Origin of the sequence: Rhodococcus indonesiensis (genome assembly GCF_047782815.1) — a bacterium.
Taxonomy (GTDB): Bacteria; Actinomycetota; Actinomycetes; order Mycobacteriales; family Mycobacteriaceae; genus Rhodococcus; species Rhodococcus indonesiensis.
The window spans coordinates 5453583-5479603 of the sequence record NZ_CP180630.1 but is presented as its reverse complement, the minus strand read 5'-3'; the positions used below and the strand labels follow the sequence as shown (position 1 = coordinate 5479603).

Below are 26021 nucleotides of genomic sequence, written 5' to 3'. Positions count from 1 at the left end.
GGATCGAGGGTAGCCGGGCCGGGAGGACCGTCGGGAGCCGGTCGCCGGGCAGGCCGAGTCGCTGGAGGCGGCGTGTGCACAGCAACCGGGAGGTCCGGACATCTCGGCGCACGCTATGTGCCGATTGCGTCCCGAGGTCGATCGTCGGGTAAGGGGCGTCGGCAGATGTCGTGGGCTTCGTCGGCCGAGACGCCGAACATGCGCAGCAGGTCCTCGGTGACCTGGTCGGTGGCCTCCGCGTCGTCACGTTCGGGGTGGTCGTGCAGCAGTTGACCCAGGCACAGTGCAGCCCCTGCTGCGATGGTCAGGGCCAGTTCGGGATCGCGCACGCTGAACCGTCCCGAGCGGGAAGCTGCCTCGATGTCTCGGCGAGCTCTCGGCGCCAGGCCTTTGTCCGAGCTGACCAGACTCAGGCCGTTGCTGAGCAGGACCTTGCTCAGTTCGGGATTCCTGCGATGGAGGCGTCCGGTCAGACGGAAGCTCTGCGCGAAGACCTGGGCAGGGTCGTCCAGCTCCGCGGTCAGTTCGTCGAGCGCCGCGCCATGGCGGTCGAGGGCCTCCTCCACGGCAGCGTGGAAAAGCTCCTCCTTTGTCTTGAAGTGGTTGTAGAACGACCCCATCCCGACATCTGCGGCTTGGGTGATCTCGAGGATCGGGGCGGTCAGTTTCCCTGCCGCCATGAATGATTGGGCTGCGCGTACGAGTGCGGCACGGGTCCGCGCCTTGCGTCGGTCCAGGCGGTTCGGTGCATCGGTGATCTGCTCGGTCATGCCTGTCCGCCCTTCTCCTGATCCGCCTGACCACGCCCATATTACGGGCGTCTCATCAATATTGACGAATTCCTCAACCTCGGTGAACGCCCCGATGTGTCGCCAGGCGCGGTCCAACCTAGTGGGCGAGAATCTTGATTCCCACCACGAGTACTCCCGCACCGACCATGCCGATGATGGTCGACAGCTGCTGCCACCAACGTAACTGGGCCATCCGCACGGCAAGAAGAGCAATTACGCCGAGCTCGACGACGAGGATCCCCATCGCGATCCACATCGCTGTGGATGTGCTCAGCAGTCCGACGGCGGCGGCCGCCAGTATCAGCAGGGGCAAGACCGCGGCCGCCACAATCTGGCCGGAGGCCTGCAGCATCCGCAGCGCTGCCCTCCCGCGCGGAGCGCTGTGGTGCGCGCCGAGGTGTGCTACCCAGTCGGCCAGCAGGCTCGCCGCCCAGAGCCCGCCGGTGGCCACCGCGACATCCAGGAACGGAGCCCATGGGCTCGTCTCGGGGGCCGTGTAGCGGACGAGGACGGCGAGTGTCGCCAAACACGTCATCGCGCCGTACACGCGCTCGCGCAGGAGCGCGACGACATGCTCCACGGGAATCCCGTTCCGGTTCGTCTCGGCCGCGCTGGTCACTTCGCTCACCACGTCGATCGGTTTGAATCTGCCTTGTCCGAGCAACTGCTGCACCCTCACCTTCCAGTCATGAGCATCCCGCCGACGACGAACCTGCCCGGGGTTGTCCGACGTGCTGGGTCCGCCCCCGAGACGCGGTGGCAATTCCCCTGCCGGCGTCGAAATGGTCGGCGTCGACATGAACGGGGTGACACGTCGCGAGCGGCCGGCCGGCCCTCGAGAGGGCCCGGCCACCGCCGATCGCCCAGTGCGACGAAGTCGACCACGGCGCCCCCGGAACGGGCTGTCGAGCCATGACTTCGGGGTCCCCCCCGCCGCGTGGGAGAACTCACCGCTGACCCGACCATGCGCATGCTGAGCGCCCTCAATTGTGACGAATTCCTCAAAAACGCTTGACTGACGATATCCTCGTAAGTGACGATATCATCATAACTTGAAGGGAGTGATCGATGAACGTCCACCACGACCCCCATACCGGTCTGCACAGTGAGCAGGGCGGCCTGGCGGGCGAGCATCGGGGCCGGGCCGCCGATCCGATCATCAAGGTGCACGACCTGGCGTGGCTGGAGTTCGAGAAGCCCGACCTCGAGCGGGCGGAGGCGTTCGCCCATGCCTTCGGTTTCTCGACGGCGCTTCGAACCGCACACGAACTGCAGTTGCGCGGGACAGACCCCGGGTCGCCCTGCGTGCTCATCCGCCGAGGCCCGCGATCGCGGTTCGTCGGTCCCGCCTTCCGGGCGGCCGACCCGACCGACGTGCTGCGACTCGCGGACGCGGTCGGCAGTGCGGTGGTGCCCCTCCCCGAGAGCCTCGGCGGGATCGCCGTCGATCTCGTCGATCCGAGCGCCCTGGGAGTGCGCGTCGTGTCCGGCACATTCGATCTGCCCGCGCTACCCGCCCAGGCTCCGCTCCGGTTCAACTTCGGGCACGACGCCGGGCGGGTGAATGCCACCCAGCGCCCACCCCGCGCACCGGCCACCGTGCAACGGCTCGGACATGTCGTATTGCAGACGACGAAGTACCGCGAAACGCTCGATTGGTATCTCGAGCACTTCGGACTGATCGTCAGCGACTTCCTCTACTACCCCGGGCAACGGGCCCGGGGCCCGGTCATGAGCTTCATCCGCTGCGACCGGGGTGCCACGCCCACCGACCATCACACCCTCGCGATGGTTCTCGGACCGTCCAACCGCTACGTGCATTCGGCATACCAGGTCGCCGACCTGGACTCCCTCGCGGCAGGAGGCGAGTACCTGCTCGACCGCGGCTACCGCCGGTCCTGGGGTATCGGCCGACATATCCAGGGCAGTCAGATCTTCGACTACTGGCGTGACCCCGACGGATTCATGGTCGAGCACTTCAGCGACGGCGATCTCTTCGACAACACCCTCGACGTCGGCTGGGCACCGATGACCGCGTCCGGACTGGCCCAGTGGGGGCCGCCCGCCACCAAGGACTTCCTCGGATCGAAACCCGGTCGGGATTCGCTTCGGGAACTGCGCGCCATCGTCGATGCGCTGCGCGCCGACAACGAATTCGATCTGTCCCGCCTACGCGGCCTCCTGAAAGTTGCGAGCTCATGACCATCTCCGTCCTCCGCACCGCCGATGCCTGGTGGGTCGTCACACCCACGGGTGCCGCACAAGTCGACACCGCGGCCACCACCACCGCTCAGTTGCTGGCCGACCGACCAGCGGTCGAGGCGGCTGCCGCCGGCGAGGGCACCGTGCCCGTCGAGTCCCTCTCGTTGCTCTCCCCGGTCACGGCGCCCTGCCGAGTGGTCGCACAGATGACGAACTTCGCCTCGCATGTCGAGGACGCCGGGATGAACCCCGACACCACTCCGCTGACCTTCTTCCGCAAGTCGTCCGGTTCGATCAGCGGACCCCACGACGACGTGATCCGTCCCGCCCACGTCCGGCTACTGGACTACGAGGTGGAGATCGGACTGGTCTTCGGGCGCGAGCTGCCCGTCGGCACCACGATCACCGCAGACACTCTCGCCGATCACGTTGCCGGCCTGGTCGTCACCAACGACATCTCCGCGCGTGACGTCCAGCTTCCCAAAACGCAGTTCTACGAGGCCAAGTCGTACCCGACGTTCACCCCGGTCGGGCCCGCGCTCGTACTGCTGGACGCCGACGAACTGAAGCGGTTCACCGACCTGCGCCTGCGACTGTGGGTCAACGGGGAGCCGCGCCAGAACATGACCGTGGCCGACATGATCTACCAGCCTGCCGAGACGTTGCAGGCGTTGACCCGCTTTCAACGCCTCGACGCCGGAGACCTGCTGCTGACCGGAACGCCGGTCGGAACGGCGCTGAGCGCCCCACCGAAGCCACTCGAAATCCTCGCTTCGCTGCTGCCGCCGGCCGTCAAGTGGAAGCTCTTCTTCGCGGGGCAGGCGAGGAATTCGAACTATCTGCAGGACGGTGACCTCATCGAAGCGTCCGTCGCCACCGACGACGGGACCATCGACCTGGGGCGCCAGCGCACGGTGGTGAGGTACGCGCGATGAGCACCGACCTGCTCTGGCCGCGATACGCGGCTCCCACAGATCTGCCTGCCATCGAGGCTGTGCCGCTGCGGGATCGGGGGCTCCCGGAGTCCACCTACGCGCTGCTCACCCGAGCGGCCCGGCTGTGGCCGGATTGCATCGCCCTCACGGTCCTGCCCGACGGCACGCGGTGGCGGGAGCCGTTGCAGCGCAGCTTCTCCGAACTTCTTGCCGATGTTCATCGTTACGCAAATCTGTTCCATCGGCTCGGCGTGCGGCGCCACGACGCGGTGGCGCTGATGGCGCCCAACTGCGCCGAATCGATCCCCGCGACTCTCGCCACGCAACTCGCGGGCATCGCTGCACCCCTCAACGCCGGACAGTCGCCGCAGCACATCGCCGAACTGTTGCGCCGCTCGGGTGCACGCGTGCTCGTGGCGGCCGGCCCGGAACTGGCGGCCGACACCTGGAAAGCCGCGCACGAGATTGCCGTGGGCGGAGGGGTGGACGCGGTGCTGGCGCTGCGGCCCACCGGCGCCACCGGAGCGCCTGCGGTCCTGCCCGAGGTCGACGGGGTGCGGGTCGGCTACCTCGATGCGCTCTCGGCCCGTATCGACTCCTCCGGCTTCGTCGGTGATCCTCCCCGTGCGGTCGACTTGGCCGCGCTGTTCCACACCGGCGGTACCACCGGCGTCCCGAAGCTGGCCGCCCACACCCACGGCAACGAGATCGCCAATTCGTGGATGCTGGCCGCGAACTCGTCGTGGGACTGCGACTCCGTCGTGTTCGCGGCCCTACCGCTGTTCCATGTCAATGCGCTGATGGTCACATTGCTGGCACCACTGTTCAAAGGGCAGCACGTGGTGTGGGCCGGCCCGCTCGGCTACCGCGACCCGGCGCTGTCTCGCGAGTTCTGGAAGATCGTCGAGCACTATCGCATCGCGGTGATGAGCGCGGTGCCCACCGTATACGCGACACTCGCCCAGCACCCGGTCGATGCCGACATCAGCAGCCTGCGATCGGCGATCGTCGGAGCGTCGCCGCTACCGGCTGCCGTCAGGGTGACCTTCCAGCACCACACCGGTGTGCCCCTTCTCGAAGGCTACGGTCTGACGGAAGCGACCTGCGCGAGTGTCCGCACGTTCACCGACGCGCCACGCCCCGGCTCGGTCGGGCTGCCGATGCCTTACCAACACGTCAAAGTGGTACGCGTCCGCGACGACGGCTCCTGGGAAGAGCTCCCCACCGGAGCGACGGGAATCCTCGCCGTCAGCGGACCGACGGTGTTCGCGGGTTATGTCACCGGTCGCGACGAATACGGACCTGTTCTCGACGGCATGGGCAAACTGATCGACGGCTGGCTCGACACCGGCGACCTGGCCCGTGTCGACGACGACGGCTTCGTCTACCTGATGGGACGCGCCAAGGACGTCATCATCCGGGGCGGGCACAACATCGATCCGGCGATCATCGAAGACGCCCTGTCGGCCCACCCCGAGGTGACCGCGGTCAACGCCGTCGGACGCCCCGACGCGCACGCCGGCGAAGTGCCCGTCGCGTACGTCACCGTCGTCGCAGACTCCCGCGTCACCGATGAGGAGCTACGGGTCTGGGCGGGTGAGCACGTCCCCGAACGGGCCGCGGCACCCGCCTCGGTCACCATCCTCGACGCATTGCCCGTCACCGCGGTCGGCAAGCCCTACAAGCTCGCGCTGCGTGCCGACGCGACACGGCGCGAACTCGAGCATGCTCTCGCCCCCATCGCAGGTGTCGACAGCGTTCACGCGTCCGTGGTGAACGGTTCGATCCTTGCCACCATCGAGGTCCACGGATCGGCCGGTGAACCGGCCGTCGAAGCGATCCTGGACCGATACGCCGTCGACTGGAAGGTAATGGTGCGCAAATGACCGTCGCATCAATGGTTCTGGCCACCTCACTCGCCCTCCTCTATTTCACGCTCGGCGTGAGCAAGATGTCGGCGATCTCGCCGATGCGGGAACGGGCAGCCCATGTGGGAATGTCCGTCGGCACGTATCGGGGTATCGGTGCGCTCGAGGTCGCCGGTGCTGCCGGGCTCCTGCTCGGCGGGCTCGTGCCGGCGCTGGGCGCCGCAGCCGGCGTCGGGCTCCTGCTGCTGATGGTAGGGGCCGTCGTCACGCACGTACGCAGCGGTGACGGCCTGCGTGAGATGATGCCCGCCGTCGTCGTCGGTGCGCTGATCCTCGCCTACCTCCTCGTCCTGTTCGGATCGATCCGATGAGCGGGCAGGCCGTCCCGGTCGTCATCGTCGGTGCCGGGCCCACCGGACTGACCGCCGCCACCCTGCTTGCCCGCCACGGCGTCGAGTGCCTGATACTCGAGCGCTGGGAGGGCGTCTATGCGCAGCCGCGAGCGGTCCACCTCGACGGGGAGATCCACCGGATCGTGGCGCACCTCGGGATCGCCGACGAGTTCGCGGCGATCTCCCGGCCGTGCCTCGGGTTGCGGCTTCTCGACCGGAACATGCGAGTTCTCACCGAGTTCCACCGTGCACCCGGTCCGGGTATGCACGGCTACCCGGAGGCGAACATGTTCGACCAGCCGCAGTTCGAGGAGCTCCTGCGCGCCAATCTGACCCGGTATCCCGGGGCAACTCTGCGCGGCAACGTCGAAGTCACCGGGTTCGCCCACGACGAGACCGGCGGCGTTCGAGTCGATTTCACCGACCGAAGCACCGGTGTGCACGAATCGGTGCGGGCCGGATACGTGTTGGGCTGCGACGGCGCCAACAGCATGGTCAGAGACCGGATCCAGACAACGATGCGGGACCTGAAGTTCGAACAACGCTGGCTGGTTGTCGACGTCGCCACCACCGCAGACCTGGGCGAATGGGAGGGTGTGCACCAGGTGTGCGACCCCGTACGCGCGGCGACGTACATGCGGATCGGAGAAACGCGCTACCGCTGGGAGTTCCGTCTGAAGCCCGGTGAGACCGCCGACGACTACCGCGAGATGACCCGGCTGCATCCTCTGATCTCGCCGTGGACGAGGACCACACCGATCGAGGACCTGGAGCTCGTCCGCGTGGCCGAGTACACCTTTCGAGCGCGGATCGCGGACCGATGGCGCGACCGGCACGTGTTCCTGCTCGGCGACGCCGCCCATCTCACACCACCGTTCGTCGGACAGGGAATGGGGGCAGGGATGCGCGACGCTATGAACCTCGCCTGGAAGCTCGCCGGCGTTCTCGGCGGCGACCTGCCCGAGAGCACACTCGACACCTACGAGATCGAACGCAAACCCCACGCGCTGGCGCTGATCCGGCGGGCCAAGTTCGTCGGAACGGCCATGACCGAGGGTGGCGACCTCGGCAACCTCCTCCGCCGCGTCGTCTTGCCGCTGTTGCACGGCGTGCCGGGCCTCGGCGACAAGATCATGGCCGGTGAGACACCCGCTCTTCACCGCTCGGGTCTGATCGAGCGACCTCGGCTGCGCGGAAGCCGAGCGGGCCGATTGATCCCGAATCCGGTCCTCGGCGAGGGTCGCCGATTCACCGAGGTCGTCGCCGGCCGGTTCGCGGTGGTCACCTCTGTCTCCCCGACCGCGGAACAACGCACCGACATCGACCGGCGTGGTGGCAGACTCCTACTGGTTCGACCAGGCAGCGACCTGCACCGCTGGCTACGTCGCGGCCACGCGCGCGCTGCCATCGTCCGGCCCGACGGCACCGTCCTTCGTAGCGGCAACAACCTGTCCGGGCTCTGTGCCGCACTGCCCCGCTTCCACACCGGCTACATGCCGACTCTTCTCGCACGGTGAGCGAGTCTCCACTGCGGACTCGTCCGGAGGTTCCGAGCTACCGGCCCGCCGCGTACACGCGCCGGGCCGGGGCCCCTCGGGGGAGCTGGTGTGGGTGGTCGGCCCTCCGCCCGGTGATCGAAAGGTCAAGACCACCGGGTCGGCACGATCGTCCGCCGGCTCGTAGCGCCGACCGCGACCGTTCCGACGGCCGCCGCGACGATCAGCAGCACGGCCGGGACCGGCGACAGCCACCACGGGGAGGCGAGCAGCACCGCCAGCACCAGCATCGCGACCAGCAGGGCCGTCGGGTCGGGCCGGGTACGGGTCTCGCCGAGCGTCGCGTACCGGCGGAACCGGCGTCCGTCCTCCATGTCAGCGCGTCCCCTCGAGCGCGCGGGCGGTCTGGGCGTGCGAACCCCAGCCCACGTGGGCCTCGGAGCGCATCTTCTCGCTCATGTGCGGGTAGTGCAGCTCGAACGCGGGCCGCTCGGAGCGGATGCGCGGCAGCTCGGTGAAGTTGTGCCGCGGCGGCGGGCAGCTCGTCGCCCACTCGAGGGAGTTGCCGTAGCCCCACGGGTCGTCGACCGTGACGACCTGCCCGTACCGGTAGCTCTTGAACACGTTCCACAGGAACGGCAGGGTCGAGGCGCCGAGCACGAAGGCACCGATGGTCGAGACGATGTTCAAGGTGGTGAACCCGTCCGACGGCAGGTAGTCGGCGTAGCGACGCGGCATGCTCTCGTTGCCCAGCCAGTGCTGCACCAGGAACGTGGTGTGGAAGCCGGCGAAGGTCAGCCAGAAGTGCCACTTGGCGAGGCGCTCGTCGAGCATGCGCCCGGTCATCTTCGGGAACCAGAAGTAGATGCCGGCGTAGGTGGCGAAGGCGATCGTCCCGAAGAGCACGTAGTGGAAGTGCGCCACGACGAAATACGACTCGTGCAGCTGGAAGTCGAGCGGCGGGCTGGCGAGGATGACGCCGGACAGGCCGCCGAACAGGAAGGTGACGATAAAGCCGACCGAGAACAGCATCGGCGACTCGAACGTCAGCTGCCCCTTCCACATGGTGCCGATCCAGTTGAAGAACTTCACGCCGGTGGGCACCGCGATCAGGAACGTCATGAAGGAGAAGTACGGCAACAGCACGGCGCCGGTGGCGTACATGTGGTGCGCCCACACCGCGATCGAAAGCGCCGCGATCGCCAGGGTCGCGTAGACCAGGCCGGTGTAACCGAAGATCGGCTTGCGGGAGAAGACCGGGAAGATCTCCGAGACGATGCCGAAGAACGGCAGCGCCAGCACGTACACCTCGGGGTGACCGAAGAACCAGAACAGGTGCTGCCACAACATGACACCGCCCGTGCCGGGATCGAAGACGTGAGCGCCGAACTGCCGGTCGACGAACAGGGCGATCAGCGCCGCGGCCAGCAGCGGGAAGATCAGCAGGATCAGCAGCGAGGCGATGAAGGTGTTCCAGGTGAAGATCGGCATCCGGAACATGGTCATGCCGGGGGCGCGCAGGCACACGATGGTGGTGATGAGATTGACCGCGCCGAGGATCGTGCCCAGGCCGCCGACGGTGAGACCGAGGATCCACAGGTCCGCCCCGACTCCGGGCGAGTGCAGTGAATTCGTCAGCGGCACATACGCCGTCCACCCGAAGTCCGCGGCCCCGCCGGGGGTGAGGAAACCGCCCGCGGCCATGAGCCCGCCGAAGACGTACAGCCAGAAGCCCACCGCGTTCAGCCGGGGGAAGGCCACGTCCGGCGCCCCGATCTGCAGGGGCAGCAGATAATTGGCGAAGCCGAAGAACACCGGGGTCGCATAGAGCAGCAGCATGATCGTGCCGTGCATCGTGAACAGCTGGTTGTACTGCTCGTTCGACAGGAACTGCAGACCGGGCACGGCGAGCTCACCCCGGATGAGCAGCGCCATGAGACCGCCGACGAGGAACCACGCGAAGGCCGCCACGATGTACATCACACCGATCACCTTGTGGTCGGTGGAGGTGACGACCTCGAGGATCCTCGAGCCTTTCGGGCGGTGGGTGGGTGGATACGGCCGCTGCGCGTCCGGCGTCCTCAGTATCGGCGCGACATCGACCATGACCACGACTCCTGCCTTCGGGCCCGCCGTCCGGCGGGGCATCGAGTTCCGAACTGCTGCCGCGAGAGGCTGGATTCGCGACCTCCCGTTCGACCGGCGGCGCAGGCGCCCGGAGCGGAGCCGCCGACCGTCGGCGCGCTGACTCTTGCACCGCCGCATCGACATCGGCAATGAGACGTGGAGCACGTACACGACCCGGCGTGGTCTCGGCGAGACGCGCCGAGCAACGGCGGCTGCACCGGACGCGCGGGACCGTTTCGGGTGCCGAGGTCGTCGTCGGCCGGGCCGAAAATTACTGATCAACAGGTTTTTCCACAGCTGTGGATACGCGCGCCCGCGAGCGGTCCAGGCACCCGCCGCGCACCGGCGAAACGAGAATCACACGTCGGCTCCGGCACGGCCGGAGGGACCGTGGGCTCGGAGAAAAGGGTCCGAAGACTCCCGTCGCATGCGCCCATCGGCCGGAGCAGTCCGGCGCCGAGCGGGGGACCGAGTGGCGGGGACGCCCGGGCACGACGTCCCCGGCGGCTCGGCCGTCGGGAGAAATCGGTTCCCACAAGACATCCTGTCCGGGACCTTGGTCCCGGACCGGCCGGCGTCCGGGCTCAGTCGTCGAACAAGACGACCTGACGTACGGCCAGCCCGTCCGCGAGCTGGTCCATGGCCTCGTTGATGCGCGAGAGGGGGATCCGGGAGGAGATCAGTTCCTCCACCGGGAGCCGGCCCTCGCGCCACATGCGCGCGTACTCGGGGATGTCGCGGCGCGGCACGGCCGAGCCCAGGTAGCTGCCGACGATCGTGCGAGCCTCCGCGGTCACCGTCAACGGAGAGATCACGGCCGTCGCGGTCGGAGCGGGCAGACCGACCGTCACGGTCGTGCCACCGGGTGCCGTGAGAGCGAACGCGGTTTCGAACGCGCGTGCGCTGCCGGCACACTCGACGACGTACCGGGCGGCGACGCCCCGGTCGAGCGCCTCGGCTGGCGTGTAGGTCTCGTGTGCCCCCAGTTCGCGAGCACGGGCGAGCTTGTCGTCGAGAGTATCGATCGCGACGATGCGCGAGACACCCTGCGCGACAGCCGTGAGGAGAGCGGCCATGCCGACACCACCGAGCCCGACGATCGCGATGCTGTCCTGCGGCCGCGGCCGGGCCGCGTTGAGGACGGCGCCCCCGCCGGTGAGCACGGCACAGCCGAGCACCGCGGCGACGTCGGGTGGCACGTCGTCGTCGACTGCGACGGCCGACGCGCGGTCGATCACCGCGTGCGTCGCGAAACCCGAGACGCCGAGGTGATGGTGCACCGGGTGACCGTCACGGTGCAGGCGCCGGCCCCCGTGCAGCAGTTCCCCGGCGTTGTTGGTGGCGGACCCGGCGGTGCAGGGCAACCGGCCGTCCTCGGCGCAGTTGTCGCACGCCTCGCACCGTGGCAGGAACGACATGACCACCCGCTGCCCCACCCGGAAGTCGTCGACGGCCGAACCCACCTCGACGACCCGTCCGGCCGCCTCGTGTCCGAGCAGCATCGGCACGGGACGCACCCGGTTGCCGTCCACGACGCTCAGATCGGAGTGACACACCCCGGCCGCCTCGATCCGTACCAGAAGCTCGGTCGGTCCCGGCGGGTCGAGCTCGAGTTCCGACAGGCTGATCGGCTTCGACTCGGCGAACGGCCGCGGCCGGCCGATCTCCTCCAGGACTGCGCCGGTGATCCTCATGCTCCGGTACTCCTCGGGTCTCGGGGGTGGTTCCGGAATCCACCGTAGTTCTCGTGCGGGGACCGGGGTCGGCACCGAGCGCAGGGTTCCGGACATCGACACCGGTCGGGACGTGTGTGGCTGTCCGATTTCCGGTGGTCCGGCTGCCCCTCGGCGCGCGCCCACGCCGGACCGGTCGCACAATGATGCGATGCCGGACCGCGGATTCACCCACACCCAGCTCGCCGCGCGGGCTGCCTATCTGCTGCGCGGCAACGACCTCGGCACGATGACCAGCGCCGCCCCGAAGCTGTATCCGCACATGTGGAGCTGGGACGCGGCGTTCGTCGCCGTGGGGCTGGCCCCGCTGAGCGTCGAGCGGGCCGTCGTCGAGCTCGACACCCTGCTGTCGGCGCAGTGGCGCAACGGCATGATCCCGCACATCGTGTTCGCGAGCGGGGTGGACGGCTACTTTCCGGGACCGGCGCGGTGGGCCTGCACCGACCTGGCCGCCGCTGCCCCGCGGGGCCCACAGACCTCCGGCATCACCCAGCCACCCGTGCACGCCATCGCGGTGCAGCGGATCCTCGACCACAGCCGCCGGCACGGGCGCACCACCCGTGCCGTCGCCGAAGAGTTTCTGGACCGTCGCTGGCCCGACCTGGTGCGCTGGCACCGGTGGCTGGCCCGGGCCCGCGACCTCGACGGCAACGGCCGGATCGCGCTCTATCACGGCTGGGAATCCGGCATGGACAACTCGCCCCGGTGGGACGCGGCGTACGCCAACGTCGTCGCGGGGGCGGTGCCGACGTTCCGGCGCGAGGATCTCGCCCATGTCGGCGACGCGAGTCAGCGGCCCACCGACGCCGAGTACGCCCGCTACCTGTGGCTGCTCGAGGAGATGAAGGAAGTGCGCTACGACGACGACGCCTTGGCCACGGCCATGAGCTTCGCCGTCGAGGACGTGTTCGTCAGCGCCGTGTTCGCGCTGGCGTGCGAGGTGCTCGCCGTCATCGGGGAGGAGCATTCGTGCCCGAATGCGGACGTGCGTGAGCTGCACGAGTACGCGGACCGGTTCCGTCGCGGCGTGCTCGACACCACCGATCCGCGTACCGGCGCCGCCAAGGACTTCGATCTGCGCAGCGGCCGCTGGATGGCCACCGACACGATCGCGATGTTCGCGCCGTTGCTGTGCGGCGGTCTGCCGCCCGGCACCGAACGGACCCTGGTTCGCACCTTCGAGGGCCCGAAGTTCTGCGGGCACCCCGACCTGCGCTACGCCGTGCCACCCTCCACTTCCCCCGTCTCCCGGGACTTCCGTCCGCGCGAGTACTGGCGCGGACCGGTGTGGCCGGTGATGACCTGGCTGTTCTCCTGGACGTTCGCCCGCCGCGGCTGGGCGGAGCGCGCCCATCTGCTGCGGGCGGAGGGCCTGCGGCAGGCGAGCGACGGCTCGTTCGCCGAGTACTACGAGCCGTTCACCGGCGAGCCGCTCGGCAGTATGCAGCAGTCGTGGACCGCGGCCGCGGTGCTGGACTGGCTGGGCTGAGCCGGCCGCGCCGACAGCCGCGCGCCCCCCGGTCGGCCGCGCAGGCAATCGACGCGGCGAACGACCCAGGGGCGAGCGGCTGCCTGCCGCGCCGGACGGATCACCGGCCGCTCACAACGCCCCCAGTGCCTCGCAGGCCTTGCGAACCCCCTCACCGTAGGCCGGATCGGCCTGGGTGCAGTTGGCGATGTGCCGTTCGATCGTCGTCACCGATGCCCCGGTGATCGCGCGTGCGGTGTTGTCGAACAGTACGGTCTGCTGCTCGGCGGTCATGTTCCGGAACAGTATTCCGGGCTGCTCGAAATAGTTGTCGTCGTCTGCGCGGTAGTCGAACCGGTCCGCGACGGCACCGACGGTCAACGGCGGGTCGGCGTACCCGCGTTGTTCTTGGAACCGGCCGTACGAGTTCGGCTCGATGCTCGGGACGCTGCCCTGGTTGCCGTCCACCCGCATCGCGCCGTCGCGGTGGAAGGAGTTCACGTGGGCGGCGGCCCGGGGGCAGTTCACCGGGATCTGATGGTGGTTGACGCCGAGCCGGTATCGTGCGGCGTCCCCGTACGAGAAGAGCCGGCCCTGCAGCATCCGGTCGGGCGAGAACCCGATGCCCGGAACGACGTTCGCAGGGGAGAACGCGGCCTGCTCGACGTCGGCGTGGTAGTTGTCCGGGTTGCGGTTCAGCTCCAGCTCCCCCACCTCGATGAGCGGGTAGTCCTTCTTGGACCACACCTTGGTCAGGTCGAAGGGGTGGTACCGGTAGGTCGCCGCGTCGGCCTCGGGCATGATCTGCACGTACAGCGTCCATTTCGGGTAGTTCCCGGTCTCGATCGCCTCGTACAGGTCCCGCTGGGCGGATTCGCGGTCGCCGGCGATCACGGCCGCGGCCTCGTCGTCGGTGAGGTTCCGGATGCCCTGCTGGGTGCGGAAATGAAACTTCACCCACGATCGGGTGCCCGCGGCGTCGACGAACGAGAAAGTGTGCGAACCGAACCCGTGCATGTGCCGGTAGCCGTCGGGGATGCCGCGGTCGGACATCACGATCGTGATCTGGTGCAGGGCTTCCGGCAGGTTGGTCCAGAAGTCCCAGTTGTTCTCGGGGTCGCGAAGGTTGGTCCGCGGATCGCGCTTCACGGCATGGTTGAGGTCGGGGAACTTGAGCGGATCGCGGAAGAAGAACACCGGGGTGTTGTTGCCGACGACGTCCCAGTTGCCCTCCTCGGTGTAGAAGCGCACGGCGAAGCCGCGGATGTCGCGCTCCGCGTCGGCGGCGCCGCGCTCACCGGCGACGGTGGAGAACCGGACGAACACCTCGGTCTGCTTGCCGATCTCGGAGAACAGCGCGGCCCGGGTGTGCCGGGTGATGTCGTGGGTGACGCGGAAGGTGCCGAACGCGCCGGAACCCTTTGCGTGCATGCGCCGTTCGGGGATCACCTCGCGGTCGAAGTGCGCGAGCTTCTCGAGGAACCACACGTCCTGGAGGAGCATGGGTCCGCGGGCCCCGGCCGTGAGACTGTTCTGGTTGTCCGGCACCGGTGCGCCGGCAGCGGTGGTGAGTCCGTTGTGGTCGGTCATCGATCACTCCTGTCTGGTCACCCTGGTGGGGTGAACGTCTCTGCGCTCAGGAGTGTTTCGTGCGCAGCAGGGTCCGGTCGTCTCAATTTGACACGCACGCTCGGAATCAGAGAGTGATGCCGAATTCGCGTATCTTGCGGTAGATCGTCGCCCGCGACATGCCGAGGGCCTTCGCGGCGGCCACCTTGTCGCCACCGTGCAGCGCCAGTGCCTCCACGATCGCGTCCCGCTCGAGCGACTCGAGCCGGGTCAGGCTCCGGCGGGTCGTCGCCCGGCACTCGGCGGGCAGGTCGGCCGGCTCGACGGTCCCGGAGCGCCGACGCCGGCAGAGCTCGTCGAGGACGCTGCGCAGATGGGTCACGTTGCCGCCCCACGACAGCCGCATGAGCTGGTTCGCCGCGGCCGGGGACAGCGTGAGTTCGGTGGCGCCGGCGGCATCGAGGAGGAACCGCACGAGGTCGGGAACGTCCTCGAGGTGGTGCCGCAACGGCGGTACCGAGATCGTCTTCGGGAACAGCCGCAGCACGGAGTGGGTGTCGCTCTCCTCCTGCGGTGGCTGCATGGTCAGGGCGACCCACGGCGCGGGCGCCTGCGTGTCCTGGGCGACGGTCTGCAGGAACGACGCGAGCGCCGCGAGCTGGTCGTCGCCGAGGACGTGGGCGTGCAGCACGGCGAGGTCGCCGCCGTCGTCGAGGGTGGCGCCCGCGCGTTCGGACAGCTCGTCGCCGTCGAGCCGGGCCGCGTCGAGGACCGTCAGGGTGCGCTCGGGCCGGACGTGGTCGTGCGCCGCCCGGATCAGGGCGGTCTTCCCGACGCCCGGCTCACCGTCGAGGACGAGCCATTCGCTGCGCCGGCACGCCTCGACGACACCTTCGACGGTCCGCTGCCACTGGGCGCTGCGGCCGGCCAGGGCGCGGGGCGCGGGCGGGGCGACGGTCCGGGTCGCCCGGCTCCGGGCAAGCTGCTCCTTGATCCGCACGACGCCCCCGGCGAGCCGGTCGTCGACGAAGGTGGGCTGGTAGGACAGGCGGGCCGTGATCCCGCTCGGCAGGTCGGCGAGCAGGGTGAACGGCTCGTGCCGTCCCCGCGCGTCGCGGGTCCGGTCGATGATCGCGGCCTGGTCGCGCGAGTCGAACCGCTGCTGGGTGAGGGCGTTCATCATCAGGACCTCGTCGCCGATCGCGATGACCGGACGACCCGAGTGCTGGCACGCGGCGTGGTAGTCGTGCAGCAGCGCCCGGTCCAGTTCGTTGGCCTCCTCGAGGATCCGCTCCCGGATGCGGGTGGCGGCGAGTTTGGCGAACGAGAGCAGCAGCGAGTTCGTGTTCTCCGCCTCGGTGGTCAGGTCCACCACGCCCAGCAGGGCCCCGGTGATCGGATGGGTCACGAGTGCGCCCGCGCAGGAGAACCTGCGCAGATGCCCGCTGTAGTGCTCGTCGCCCCGGATGAGCAGCGGCGCGCCGACCTCGAGCGCGGTGCCGATGCCGTTGGTGCCGACCTGGGACTCGGAGTACCGGAAACCCGGCGCGAGCTGGACCCGGTCCAGCGCGCCGAGCAGGCGACGGTCGCCGCCGTAGCGGCTGAGTACGGTGCCTTTGCCGTCGGTGAGGATCAGACTCACGGGTTCGTTCTCGATCTCCGCCGCCAACGCGCGCAGCACCGGCCGGGCTGCCCGGGTGAGGACGGTGTCGGTGGGGAGGGATTCGACGTAGTCCGCGGCCGGGCGATCGGCATCGACCTTGGCTTCCCGGGAACGCAACCAGGACACCCGCAGCCAGTTGCGGACCCGCCGGTCGCCGAGATCGGGGAAGTCGCCCGCACGGACCGAATTGCCCGCTTCCTGAAGCGAATGCCCGTCCTGGGAACCGCTCCGGTTGTGTTCACCCACTTCGATCTCCCGGTCGTCCGGAGTTGTCACGCCACCTTCTCCTCGGGTCCCGCAAGAGCAAAGGTAATCACATCGATTGTGACCTGAGTCTCACATTGAGACAGATCGGGGTTGCACACGGGGGTTGTATCTGCACCCACACCCACCGTCCACGGCTGGCACAGAGCCGGCTCCCGATCCAGGAGGCGCACATTGAGTAGGCAGAGCCTGACCAAGGCCCATGCAAAGATCACCGAGCTGACGTGGGAACCGACGTTCGCGACGCCGGCCACCCGCTTCGGCACCGACTACACGTTCGAGAAGGCCCCCAAGAAGGACCCTCTCAAGCAGATCATGCGGTCCTACTTCCCCATGGAGGAGGAGAAGGACAACCGGGTCTACGGCGCGATGGACGGCGCGATCCGCGGCAACATGTTCCGCCAGGTCCAGCAGCGCTGGCTGGAGTGGCAGAAGCTGTTCCTCTCGATCATCCCGTTCCCGGAGATCTCCGCGGCCCGTGCGATGCCGATGGCCATCGACGCGGTGCCCAATCCCGAGATCCACAACGGGCTCGCGGTGCAGATGATCGACGAGGTCCGGCACTCGACGATCCAGATGAATCTCAAGAAGCTCTACATGAACAACTACATCGATCCCGCCGGGTTCGACATGACCGAGAAGGCGTTCGCGAACAACTATGCGGGCACCATCGGCCGGCAGTTCGGGGAGGGCTTCATCACCGGTGACGCGATCACCGCGGCCAACATCTACCTGACCGTGGTCGCGGAGACCGCCTTTACGAACACCCTGTTCGTGGCGATGCCCGACGAGGCCGCCGCCAATGGTGACTACCTGCTGCCCACCGTGTTCCACTCGGTGCAGTCCGACGAGTCGCGGCACATCTCCAACGGATACTCGATCCTGCTCATGGCCCTGGCCGACGAGCGGAACCGGCCACTGCTCGAGCGCGACCTGCGCTACGCCTGGTGGAACAACCACTGCGTGGTCGACGCCGCGATCGGCACGTTCATCGAGTACGGCACCAAGGACCGCCGCAAGGACCGTGAGAGTTACGCCGAGATGTGGCGGCGGTGGATCTACGACGACTACTACCGCAGCTATCTGCTCCCCCTCGAGAAGTACGGGCTGACCATTCCGCACGACCTCGTCGAGGAGGCGTGGAAGCGCATCACCGAGAAGGGCTACGTCCACGAGGTGGCCCGGTTCTTCGCGACGGGCTGGCCGGTGAACTACTGGCGGATCGACGCCATGACCGACGCGGACTTCGAATGGTTCGAGGAGAAGTACCCCGGCTGGTACTCCAAGTTCGGCAAGTGGTGGGAGAACTACAACCGTCTCGCCTACCCCGGCCGCAACAAGCCGATCGCGTTCGAGGAAGTCGGATACCAGTACCCGCACCGCTGCTGGACCTGCATGGTGCCGGCCCTCGTCCGCGAGGACATGGTCGTGGAGAAGGTCGACGACCAGTGGCGGACCTACTGCTCGGAGACGTGCTACTGGACCGACGCCGTCGCGTTCCGCGGTGAGTACGAAGGTCGGCCGACGCCGAACATGGGTCGCCTCACCGGTTTCCGGGAATGGGAGACCCTGCACCACGACAAGGATCTCGCCGACATCGTGCAGGACCTCGGGTATGTGCGCGACGACGGCAAGACCCTCGTCGGTCAGCCGCACCTCGATCTCGACCCGAAGAAGATGTGGACCCTCGACGACGTGCGGGGCAACACCTTCCAGAGCCCGAACGTCCTGTTGAACCAGATGACGGACGAGGAGCGCGCAGCGCACATCGCGGAGTACCGCGCCGGCGCCACGCCGCTCTGACACCGGGCCCGGCGGGCGGCGCCGAGCCGCATCCCGGCGCCGCCCGCCGATACCACCAGCACAGCAATTCACGAGCCCAGGAGACACCCCCGTGGCCGACACGCACCGTATCAACTTCGAGCCCGTCGACATCGAGATGGAGGTCGGCGAGGACGAGTACATCCTCGACGCCGCCTTCCGGCAGGGCATCCACCTGATGCACGGCTGCCGGGAGGGTCGCTGCTCGGCCTGCAAATCCTTTGTCCTCGACGGTGATATCCAGATGGAGGACTACTCGACGTTCGCCTGCAACGACGCCGAGACCGACGAAGGGCACGTTCTGCTCTGCCGCTCGACGGCCTACAGTGACTGCACCATCGAACTGCTCAATTTCGACGAGGACGAGCTCCTGGGTGGTATCCCCATCCAGGAAGTGCGCACCCGAATCACCGCGATCGAGCCGATGACCAAGGACATCGTGTCGCTGCAATTGCAGCCCGTCGAGCCTGCGGAGTACGACTTCAAACCCGGTCAGTACTCCGACCTGCAGATACCGGGAACCGAGGAACACCGGTCCTTCTCCATGGCGACGACCCGATCGACGCCGGGGCATGTCGAGTTCCTCGTCAAGAAGTACCCCGGCGGCAAGTTCGCCGGCCTGCTCGAGGACGGTATCTCGGTAGGCGACGAGATCGCGCTCACCGGGCCCTACGGATCCTTCACCATCAAGGACGGCCACGTCCTGCCGATCGTCTTCATCGGCGGCGGCGCCGGCATGGCCCCGATCCTCTCGCTCCTGCGGCACCTGAGCGAGACCGGCAGCACCCGGCCCGTCCGGTTCTACTACGGTGCCCGCACGCCGGCGGATCTGTTCTACCTCGACGAGATTCTCGAATTGGGAAAGACGCTGACGGACTTCGTGTTCACACCCTGCCTCTCGGAGTCGGCGGAGCCGGCACCGTCCGGCCTGCCGGACTTCGAGGAGGGCAACGTCACCGACGTCGTGGGCCGCCGCGAGCCGGAGATCCACCGGTGCGAGGTCTACCTCTGCGGGCCACCGCCCATGGTCGATGCGGCTCTGGAACTGCTCGAGGTGCACAACACCCCGAAGGACCAGATCTTCTACGACAAGTTCACCAGCCCGGCCTTCGAGTAGTCGCCGTAGGAAACCACACCGCTCCTTCACCGACAGAAGTGAGAAACGAGATGACCGCAACCACCGAATCCAAGCACCGAAGCTTCCCGAAGATCGAGTTCACCGACTCCGAAGCCGGCGCGCTGGAATTCCCCAGCTCCCGCAGCCGCACCTTCACCTACTACACGCCGGCCAAGAAGCGTTCGACGATGTACGAGGACGTCACCGTCGACGTGCAGCCCGATCCTGAGCGGCACCTGTCGCAGGGCTGGATCTACGGCTTCGGCGACGGGCCGGGCGGATACCCCAAGGAATGGACGACCGCGAAGTCGTCGAACTGGCATGCCTTCCTCGACCCCAACGAGGAGTGGGACCAGACGATCTACCGCAACAACGCCGCGGTCGTGCGTCAGGTCGACCTGTGCCTGCAGAACGCCAAGCGGGCCCGCGCCTACGACGGCTGGAACACGCCGTGGCTGAAGTTCATCGAGCGCAATCTCGGCGCCTGGATGCACGCGGAGAACGGTCTGGCGCTGCACGTGTTCACCTCCATCCAGCGCTCCGGCCCCACGAACATGATCAACACCGCGGTGGCGGTCAATGCGGCACACAAGATGCGGTTCGCGCAGGACCTGGCGCTGTTCAACCTCGACCTGTCCGAGGCCGGGATCCCGTTCGACGGAGCCGCCCACCGGGAGGTCTGGCAGTCCGCACCGGAATGGCAGCCCACCCGCGAGGTCGTCGAGCGGCTGACCGCGGTGCCGGACTGGTGCGAGCTGCTCTTCGCCACCAACATCGTCTTCGAGCAGCTCGTCGGCTCGCTGTTCCGCACCGAACTGATCATGCAGATCGCCGCCCGCAACGGTGACTACATCACCCCGACGATCGTCGGCACCGGGGAGCACGACTACGACCGGGATCTCGCCTACACGCGCAACCTCTTCCGGATGCTCGTCCGCGACGAGCAGCACGGGGAGTCGAACAAGGAATTGTTCGGGACGTGGCTGGCGACGTGGGTGCCGCGCTGCCTCGACGCCGCGCGCGCCCTGCAGCCGATCTGGTCCCAGCCGGCGGACAAGGCGGTCACGTTCGCCTCCAGCCTCGACGCCGCCGAAGCCAAGTTCCGTTCCCTGCTCGAGGATCTCGGGCTCGACATCCCGAAGGAGTTGGACCAGTGAGCATGCAATTCGGATCGGCCACCGAGTTCTCCAATATGTGTGGCGTCACCCTGATGAACACCCCGATCGGACGCGTCGTCGCCGACGTCATGGGCACCAAGGAGGGCGTGGAGCTGACGGAGTACCCGTCGATGATCCGCGTCGACGGCGTGAACCGTCTCGAGTTCGACTACGCCGAGCTCACCGACGCCCTCGGGGAGGACTTCGACGGATCGATCTTCGAGGAGATCAGCTCCACCCACTACGGGCGCATGGTGCACCTCGACGACAAGACCATGCTCTTCGCCAGCCCCGAGGACGCCGCCGAGTACATCGGATTCGATCTCACGGCGCACTGACCCCGGCCGTCCGGGCCCGCCCGCCGGGCCCGGACGGTTCCCGATCCACCACCGGCACACGACAGAACGAGGGAAGCGATGTACGAGAAGGACGGCCAGCAGTACTTCGTCGTGGACGGCCACGTGCACATCTGGGACGGCCGCGAGTCGAACCAGAAGAACGTGCACGGACGGCAGTTCATCGACTGCTTCTACGACTACCACAAGAACCTCAGCCCCGAGGAGGAGGTGTGGGACTACGACACCTACACCTACTACGGTGGCGAACGCCTCATGAAGGACCTCTTCGTGGACGGGCACGTGGATCACGCGATCTTCCAGGCCACCCTGCTGAGCGAGTTCTACCACAAGGGCTTCGGGCAGACCGAGGAGGCGTTCGAGCTCACCCGCAAGCACCCGGACAAGCTCACCTACAACCACGCCTACGACCCGCGCCACGGCGAGGCCGGACTCGAGCAGCTACGCCGGGACGCCGAACGGATGAACCTCCAGGGCGTCAAGCTGTACACCGCCGAATGGCACGGTGACTCCCGCGGCTACAAGCTCGACGACCCGTGGTCCCGGCGCTACCTCGAGGAGTGCATCGAGCTGGGCATCAAGAACATCCACGTGCACAAGGGCCCGACCATCCGCCCGCTCGACCGGGACGCCTTCGACGTCGCCGACGTCGACAAGGTCGCCACCGACTACCTCGAGCTGCGGTTCGTCGTCGAGCACGTGGGCTTGCCCCGGCTCGAGGACTTCTGCTGGATCGCGACCCAGGAATCCAACGTGTACGGCGGTCTGGCCGTGGCAATTCCGTTCATCCACACCCGCCCCCGCTACTTCGCGCAGATCATCGGCGAACTGCTCTACTGGCTCGGCGAGGACAAGATCCTGTTCTCCAGCGACTACGCGCTGTGGACACCGAAGTGGCTGATCGAGAAGTTCGTCGACTTCCAGATCCCCGAGGACATGACCGAATACGCGCCGATCACGATCGAGCAGAAGAAGAAGATCCTCGGCCTCAACGCCGCGGCGCTCTACGACATCGACGTTCCGGAACACCTGCGGCTGCCCGAGCCGGCCGGCCAGGAAGGCGTGGAGGTGGCGGCGGGAGCACAGCAGGCGGTGTCGTCGTGACCGCCGCGCCGGTGGCCGGCGACGACGTGCTCGCCGCGCTCGGCACGGTGGTCGACCCCGAACTGGACGAGCCGATCACCGATCTCGGTTTCGTGCGGTCGGTGGTTCTCGACGACGACGGGGTCACCGTGCATCTGCGGCTACCCACCGCGTTCTGTTCACCGAACTTCGCGTACCTCATGGCCTCCGACGCCCAGGACGCCCTTCGGACGATCGAGGGCATCGGCGAGGTGCGGATCCTGCTGGACGACCACCACGACAGCGGCAAGATCAACGCGGGGCTCGCCGCCGACGCCGGCTACCGGGGCACCTTCGGCTCCGAGGCGGAGGAGAACCTCGACGAGCTGCGCCGCACGTTCCGGCGCAAGGCACACCTCGCCGCGCTGGAGCGCTGCCTCGAATCCCTGTTGCAGCACTCGTCTCTCACCGTCGACGACATCCCGTCGCTGACGCTGAGCGACCTGCCGCCCGGCCGGCACAAGTCGGCGCTGATGCGGCGACGGTTCGACATCGGCCTGAGCCTGTGCCCGGCCGGCCGGGTGTTCGTCGACGACGACGGGCGCCCGATCCCCCGCGAGGCGGTGCCGATGCGGCTGCGTTTCGCAAAGTCCGTGCGGATCTCGATGGAGGGGAATTCGCACTTCTGCCGGGGCCTGCTCGCCACCCGGTACGCCGACGACGACGGCGCATCGGCAACGCCGCGGGTGGTCGACACCCGGACCAGTTCTTTTGCACCCGTCAGGAGGGTTTCATGAAGGCCGTGCAGGTGGTGGGCTACCACACCAAGCTCCAACTCGAAGACATCCCCGAGCCGAAGGTCGAGGGTCCGCTCGACGTCGTCGTCCGCATCGGTGGGGCTGGGGTGTGCCGCACCGACATCCACATCCTCGAGGGGCAGTGGGCCGAGAAGAGCGGCGTCGCCCTGCCGTACACGATCGGCCACGAGAACGCCGGCTGGGTGCATGCCGTGGGTGACGCGGTCACGAACGTGGCCGTCGGCGACAAGGTCATCCTCCATCCCCTCATCACGTGCGGGCTCTGCCGCGCGTGCCGGTTCGGCGACGACGTGCACTGCGAGAACAGCCGGTTCCCCGGCATCGACACCAACGGCGGTTACGCCGAGTACCTGCGCACCACCGCACGCAGCGTGGTCCGGATCGACGATTCGCTCGAGCCGTCCGACGTCGCGGCGCTCGCCGACGCCGGGCTCACGGCCTACCACGCCGTCGCCAAGGCGGCGCGCGCGACGCGGCCGGGCGACGTGTGCGTCATGATCGGCGCGGGCGGCCTCGGCCACATCGGCATCCAGGTGCTGAAGGCGATGTCGGCGGTCACTCTCGTCGTGGTGGACCGCAATCCCGCTGCGGTCGCCCTGGCCGTCGAGATCGGCGCCGACCACGGCATCGTCGCCGACGGCACCCACGTGCAGCAGATCCTGGAACTCACCGGTGGGCGCGGCGCCGAAGCCGTCGTGGACTTCGTCGGTGAGGGCGGCGCCACGAAGGACGGTGTCGCGATGCTGCGCCGCGCCGGCAACTACTACGTCGTCGGTTACGGCGAGAACATCGACGTGCCCACGATCGACGTGGTCTCCACCGAGATCAACTTCATCGGCAATCTCGTCGGCTCCTACAACGACCTGCAGGAACTCATGGCCCTCGCCGCCGGCGGAAAGGTCACCCTGCACACCACGAAATACCCGCTCGAGCAGTTCCAGCAGGCGATCGACGACCTCGACGCGGGACGGGTCCGTGGCCGCGCGATCCTGATCCCCTGAACCGCATCCCACACTCGACACGAAAGGAACCCGATCATGGCAAAGGATCTGCGGTTCGCCCAGGAAGCACGCACCCTGCTCGAGTACGGGGTCAACGCCCTCGCGGACGCGGTCAAGGTGACGCTCGGTCCGAAGGGCCGCAACGCGGTGCTCGAAAAGCTCACCGGCCCGCCCACCATCACCAACGACGGCGTCACGATCGCCCGGGAGATCCAGCTGCGGGACCCGTTCGCCAACATGGGTGCGCAACTGGTCAAGGAAGTGGCGATGAAGACCAACGGCGTGGTCGGTGACGGCACCACGACCGCGACGGTGCTCGCGCAGGCCATGGTCCGCGAGGGCCTGCGCGCCGTCGACGCCGGTGCCAACCCGATGCGGGTGCGCCGCGGCATCGAACGCACCGTGCCCGTCGTGGTCGAGGCGCTGCGCGACCGGTCCGTGCCGGTCGAGGACCGCGCGGACCTGCAGCGCGTCGCGACGCTCGCCGCCAGTGACGACGAGACAATCGGCGAGGCCATCGCCGAGGCCGTCTCGTACGTCGGCAGATCCGGCATCGTCACCACCGAGGAGAGCGACACCCTCGGGATGTCGGTGACCGTCGTCGACGGCATCGAATTCGACCACGGCTACATCTCCGGCTACATGGTCACCGACCCGGAACGCATGGAAGCGGTCCACGACAATCCGTTGATCCTGCTCACCAACAAGAAGATCAACCAGGTGCAGGACATCATGCCGAGCATCGAGGCCGCCAAACGCGCCGACCGGCCCCTCGTCGTGCTCGCCGAGGACGTCGACGGCCCGGCGCTGCAGCTGCTCGTCGGCGGCAACATGCACAAGACGATGCAGTCCGTCGTCGTGCGCGCGCCCGGCTTCGGGCACCGGCGGGTCGCCGAGCTGCAGGACCTCGCGGTGGCCCTGGGCGGGCACGTCATCGCCAAGGACACCGGCGTCGAGCTGTCCGAGGTGACGCGCGAGCACCTCGGGTCCTGCGACCGCATCACCGTCACCGAGAACGACACGACCATCGTCGGCGGCCACGGCGATGCGAAGCTGCTCGAGGCCCGGGTCGCGCAGCTCGAGGCGCAGCTGGGCCGGGCCCGGATCGATGCCGACCAGGACAGCCTCCAGCTGCGTATCGCCCGGCTCACCGGCCGGGTCGCCGTGATCCGGGTCGGCGGCGCCACGAGCGTCGAACTCAAGGAGCGCATGCTGCGCGTCGAGGACGCCCTCGCCGCCACCCGGGCCGCCCTCGAGGACGGCATCGTGGCCGGCGGCGGCACCGCGCTCGGCCAGGCACACCGCGCGCTGGCCGACCTCGAGCTGCCGGGCGACGAGGGCATCGGCCGGGACGTCGTGCGGCGGGCGTTGCCCGAGCCTCTGCGGTGGATCGCGATCAACGCCGGCTTCGACGGCGACGAGGTCGTCGAGGTTGTCGCGGGCCTGCCGTCGGGGCACGGGTTCGATGCCCTCACCGGCGAGTACGGCGACATGTTCGCAGAGGGGGTCGTCGACCCCCTCAAGGTCACCCGCGCCGCGCTCGAGAGCGCCGCGTCCATCGCGGCGCTGCTCATCACCACCGAGACCGCGATCGTGGAGGAGGTCGTCGGCAATCCCGGCGCCATCCATGCGCCCGGCTTCGGGGACCTGGCCGAGGGCATGGTCCGCCCGTCCAACATCTACTGATCGCCGGGGGACGGTCTCGGCGGCGGCCGGGTCCCGTCGGTCGCTTCCCTCCGGGGCGACCGGCCGCCGCCGTGTCCATCACTGCTCGACAGAATCGGAGTGCGCAATGATCTTCATCGTGGTCAAGTTCCGGGTCCGTCCCGAGTATCAGGACGACTGGCTCTCGCTCACAAGAGAATTCACCGAGGCGACGAGGACCGAGCCGGGCAATCTGTGGTTCGAGTGGTCCCGCAGCGTCGACGATCCCGCCGAGTACGTGCTCGTCGAGGCGTTCCGAGACGGCGAGGCCGGCGCCGCCCACGTCAATGCCGACCACTTCCGCAAAGGGCTCGACGCCATGCGCCCCGCACTGAGCGAGACGCCGAGGATCCTCAACACCGAGCTCCCCGGCGTCGAGTGGGCCCGCATGGGTGAACTCGAGACGGTCGGCTGACACGGCTCGCCGCCGTCACATTCGGGCGGCTCGCCGCCGTCACATTCGGGCGGCTCGCCGCC

22 protein-coding genes are annotated in these 26021 nt (G+C 68.1%); 15 read left to right on the top strand and 7 right to left on the bottom strand.

Annotated elements, in window-relative coordinates:
• Positions 1 to 113: 113 nt before the first annotated feature.
• The gene (locus ACM26Y_RS25205; protein ID WP_003935017.1) at positions 114 to 770 is read right to left on the bottom strand and encodes a TetR/AcrR family transcriptional regulator; all 657 of its coding nucleotides are present in this window, start codon (positions 768 to 770) and stop codon (positions 114 to 116) included.
• A gap of 118 nt (positions 771 to 888) precedes the next feature.
• Complete coding sequence (locus ACM26Y_RS25200; RefSeq protein ID WP_416062284.1) at positions 889 to 1464, bottom strand: hypothetical protein; 576 nt, start codon at positions 1462 to 1464, stop codon at positions 889 to 891.
• Positions 1465 to 1859: 395 nt separating this feature from the next.
• Between ACM26Y_RS25200 and ACM26Y_RS25195 the strand changes: the two genes are divergently transcribed.
• The 5 genes from ACM26Y_RS25195 to ACM26Y_RS25175 are packed head-to-tail and all read left to right on the top strand — an operon-like array spanning position 1860 to position 7705.
• Positions 1860 to 2993, top strand: coding sequence for a VOC family protein (locus ACM26Y_RS25195; protein WP_416062283.1), 1134 nt, complete (start codon positions 1860 to 1862; stop codon positions 2991 to 2993).
• Entirely contained in the window at positions 2990 to 3928 is a 939-nt protein-coding gene (locus tag ACM26Y_RS25190; RefSeq protein WP_416062282.1) for a fumarylacetoacetate hydrolase family protein, read from the top strand. The genes ACM26Y_RS25195 and ACM26Y_RS25190 overlap by 4 nt, the downstream gene beginning before the upstream one ends.
• Positions 3925 to 5814 carry an acyl-CoA synthetase gene (locus ACM26Y_RS25185; protein ID WP_416062281.1) on the top strand — a complete coding sequence of 630 codons (1890 nt, stop codon included), beginning with the start codon at positions 3925 to 3927 and terminating at the stop codon, positions 5812 to 5814. The genes ACM26Y_RS25190 and ACM26Y_RS25185 overlap by 4 nt, the downstream gene beginning before the upstream one ends.
• On the top strand, positions 5811 to 6167 hold the full coding sequence (locus ACM26Y_RS25180; RefSeq protein ID WP_416062280.1) for a DoxX family protein: 357 nt from the start codon (positions 5811 to 5813) through the stop codon (positions 6165 to 6167). Before ACM26Y_RS25185 ends, ACM26Y_RS25180 begins: the two co-directional genes overlap by 4 nt.
• Positions 6164 to 7705: a bifunctional 3-(3-hydroxy-phenyl)propionate/3-hydroxycinnamic acid hydroxylase gene (locus ACM26Y_RS25175; protein ID WP_416062279.1), complete on the top strand. Its 1542-nt coding sequence runs from the start codon at positions 6164 to 6166 to the stop codon at positions 7703 to 7705. Before ACM26Y_RS25180 ends, ACM26Y_RS25175 begins: the two co-directional genes overlap by 4 nt.
• Positions 7706 to 7830: 125 nt before the next feature.
• Here the strand turns inward: ACM26Y_RS25175 and ACM26Y_RS25170 are convergent, their stop codons facing one another.
• The 3 genes from ACM26Y_RS25170 to ACM26Y_RS25160 form a co-directional block, all read right to left on the bottom strand.
• A complete protein-coding gene (locus tag ACM26Y_RS25170) occupies positions 7831 to 8058 on the bottom strand; it encodes a hypothetical protein (RefSeq protein WP_289378520.1) in 228 nt (75 codons plus the stop codon).
• Between the two features lies 1 nt (position 8059).
• Entirely contained in the window at positions 8060 to 9790 is a 1731-nt protein-coding gene (gene ctaD / locus ACM26Y_RS25165; protein ID WP_416062278.1) for a cytochrome c oxidase subunit I, read from the bottom strand.
• Positions 9791 to 10395: 605 nt separating this feature from the next.
• Entirely contained in the window at positions 10396 to 11505 is a 1110-nt protein-coding gene (locus ACM26Y_RS25160; RefSeq protein ID WP_003935008.1) for an alcohol dehydrogenase catalytic domain-containing protein, read from the bottom strand.
• A gap of 190 nt (positions 11506 to 11695) precedes the next feature.
• Between ACM26Y_RS25160 and ggh the strand changes: the two genes are divergently transcribed.
• Entirely contained in the window at positions 11696 to 13033 is a 1338-nt protein-coding gene (ggh, locus tag ACM26Y_RS25155; RefSeq protein WP_054370761.1) for a glucosylglycerate hydrolase, read from the top strand.
• A gap of 111 nt (positions 13034 to 13144) precedes the next feature.
• Here the strand turns inward: ggh and ACM26Y_RS25150 are convergent, their stop codons facing one another.
• Positions 13145 to 14602: a catalase gene (locus ACM26Y_RS25150; RefSeq protein WP_416062277.1), complete on the bottom strand. Its 1458-nt coding sequence runs from the start codon at positions 14600 to 14602 to the stop codon at positions 13145 to 13147.
• 106 nt (positions 14603 to 14708) lie between these two features.
• Positions 14709 to 16520: a sigma-54-dependent Fis family transcriptional regulator gene (locus tag ACM26Y_RS25145; protein ID WP_416062276.1), complete on the bottom strand. Its 1812-nt coding sequence runs from the start codon at positions 16518 to 16520 to the stop codon at positions 14709 to 14711.
• A 162-nt stretch (positions 16521 to 16682) separates the two neighbouring features.
• Between ACM26Y_RS25145 and ACM26Y_RS25140 the strand changes: the two genes are divergently transcribed.
• The 9 genes from ACM26Y_RS25140 to ACM26Y_RS25100 all read left to right on the top strand — a co-directional run bounded on the left by ACM26Y_RS25140 (position 16683) and on the right by ACM26Y_RS25100 (position 25959).
• A complete protein-coding gene (locus ACM26Y_RS25140) occupies positions 16683 to 18311 on the top strand; it encodes a methane monooxygenase (RefSeq protein ID WP_010596327.1) in 1629 nt (542 codons plus the stop codon).
• Positions 18312 to 18402: 91 nt separating this feature from the next.
• On the top strand, positions 18403 to 19446 hold the full coding sequence (locus tag ACM26Y_RS25135) for an FAD-binding oxidoreductase (protein WP_371382789.1): 1044 nt from the start codon (positions 18403 to 18405) through the stop codon (positions 19444 to 19446).
• Between the two features lie 50 nt (positions 19447 to 19496).
• Complete coding sequence (locus ACM26Y_RS25130) at positions 19497 to 20603, top strand: aromatic/alkene monooxygenase hydroxylase subunit beta (RefSeq protein ID WP_003935002.1); 1107 nt, start codon at positions 19497 to 19499, stop codon at positions 20601 to 20603.
• A gap of 2 nt (positions 20604 to 20605) precedes the next feature.
• Positions 20606 to 20941, top strand: coding sequence for a propane 2-monooxygenase effector subunit MimD (mimD, locus tag ACM26Y_RS25125; protein WP_085999772.1), 336 nt, complete (start codon positions 20606 to 20608; stop codon positions 20939 to 20941).
• Positions 20942 to 21019: 78 nt separating this feature from the next.
• A complete protein-coding gene (locus ACM26Y_RS25120; RefSeq protein ID WP_003935000.1) occupies positions 21020 to 22063 on the top strand; it encodes an amidohydrolase family protein in 1044 nt (347 codons plus the stop codon).
• On the top strand, positions 22060 to 22818 hold the full coding sequence (locus tag ACM26Y_RS25115) for an iron-sulfur cluster assembly protein (protein ID WP_054370756.1): 759 nt from the start codon (positions 22060 to 22062) through the stop codon (positions 22816 to 22818). Before ACM26Y_RS25120 ends, ACM26Y_RS25115 begins: the two co-directional genes overlap by 4 nt.
• Positions 22815 to 23840, top strand: a complete 1026-nt coding sequence (locus ACM26Y_RS25110; RefSeq protein WP_003934998.1) for an NAD(P)-dependent alcohol dehydrogenase — start codon at positions 22815 to 22817, stop codon at positions 23838 to 23840. The genes ACM26Y_RS25115 and ACM26Y_RS25110 overlap by 4 nt, the downstream gene beginning before the upstream one ends.
• A 36-nt stretch (positions 23841 to 23876) precedes the next feature.
• A complete protein-coding gene (groL, locus tag ACM26Y_RS25105) occupies positions 23877 to 25526 on the top strand; it encodes a chaperonin GroEL (protein ID WP_003934997.1) in 1650 nt (549 codons plus the stop codon).
• 106 nt (positions 25527 to 25632) lie between these two features.
• On the top strand, positions 25633 to 25959 hold the full coding sequence (locus ACM26Y_RS25100; RefSeq protein WP_416062275.1) for a putative quinol monooxygenase: 327 nt from the start codon (positions 25633 to 25635) through the stop codon (positions 25957 to 25959).
• Positions 25960 to 26021: the final 62 nt, after the last annotated feature.

Excerpts from the sequence above, each read along its gene's own strand:
- ACM26Y_RS25205 (WP_003935017.1), bottom strand. The coding sequence starts at position 770 with ATGACCGAGCAGATCACCGATGCACCGAACCGCCTGGACCGACGCAAG.
- ACM26Y_RS25195 (WP_416062283.1), top strand. The coding sequence starts at position 1,860 with ATGAACGTCCACCACGACCCCCATACCGGTCTGCACAGTGAGCAGGGC.
- ACM26Y_RS25190 (WP_416062282.1), top strand. The coding sequence starts at position 2,990 with ATGACCATCTCCGTCCTCCGCACCGCCGATGCCTGGTGGGTCGTCACA.
- ACM26Y_RS25185 (WP_416062281.1), top strand. The coding sequence starts at position 3,925 with ATGAGCACCGACCTGCTCTGGCCGCGATACGCGGCTCCCACAGATCTG.
- ACM26Y_RS25180 (WP_416062280.1), top strand. The coding sequence starts at position 5,811 with ATGACCGTCGCATCAATGGTTCTGGCCACCTCACTCGCCCTCCTCTAT.
- ACM26Y_RS25175 (WP_416062279.1), top strand. The coding sequence starts at position 6,164 with ATGAGCGGGCAGGCCGTCCCGGTCGTCATCGTCGGTGCCGGGCCCACC.
- ACM26Y_RS25170 (WP_289378520.1), bottom strand. The coding sequence starts at position 8,058 with ATGGAGGACGGACGCCGGTTCCGCCGGTACGCGACGCTCGGCGAGACC.
- ctaD (WP_416062278.1), bottom strand. The coding sequence starts at position 9,790 with ATGGTCGATGTCGCGCCGATACTGAGGACGCCGGACGCGCAGCGGCCG.
- ACM26Y_RS25160 (WP_003935008.1), bottom strand. The coding sequence starts at position 11,505 with ATGAGGATCACCGGCGCAGTCCTGGAGGAGATCGGCCGGCCGCGGCCG.
- ggh (WP_054370761.1), top strand. The coding sequence starts at position 11,696 with ATGCCGGACCGCGGATTCACCCACACCCAGCTCGCCGCGCGGGCTGCC.
- ACM26Y_RS25150 (WP_416062277.1), bottom strand. The coding sequence starts at position 14,602 with ATGACCGACCACAACGGACTCACCACCGCTGCCGGCGCACCGGTGCCG.
- ACM26Y_RS25130 (WP_003935002.1), top strand. The coding sequence starts at position 19,497 with ATGACCGCAACCACCGAATCCAAGCACCGAAGCTTCCCGAAGATCGAG.
- mimD (WP_085999772.1), top strand. The coding sequence starts at position 20,606 with ATGCAATTCGGATCGGCCACCGAGTTCTCCAATATGTGTGGCGTCACC.
- ACM26Y_RS25120 (WP_003935000.1), top strand. The coding sequence starts at position 21,020 with ATGTACGAGAAGGACGGCCAGCAGTACTTCGTCGTGGACGGCCACGTG.
- ACM26Y_RS25110 (WP_003934998.1), top strand. The coding sequence starts at position 22,815 with ATGAAGGCCGTGCAGGTGGTGGGCTACCACACCAAGCTCCAACTCGAA.
- groL (WP_003934997.1), top strand. The coding sequence starts at position 23,877 with ATGGCAAAGGATCTGCGGTTCGCCCAGGAAGCACGCACCCTGCTCGAG.
- ACM26Y_RS25100 (WP_416062275.1), top strand. The coding sequence starts at position 25,633 with ATGATCTTCATCGTGGTCAAGTTCCGGGTCCGTCCCGAGTATCAGGAC.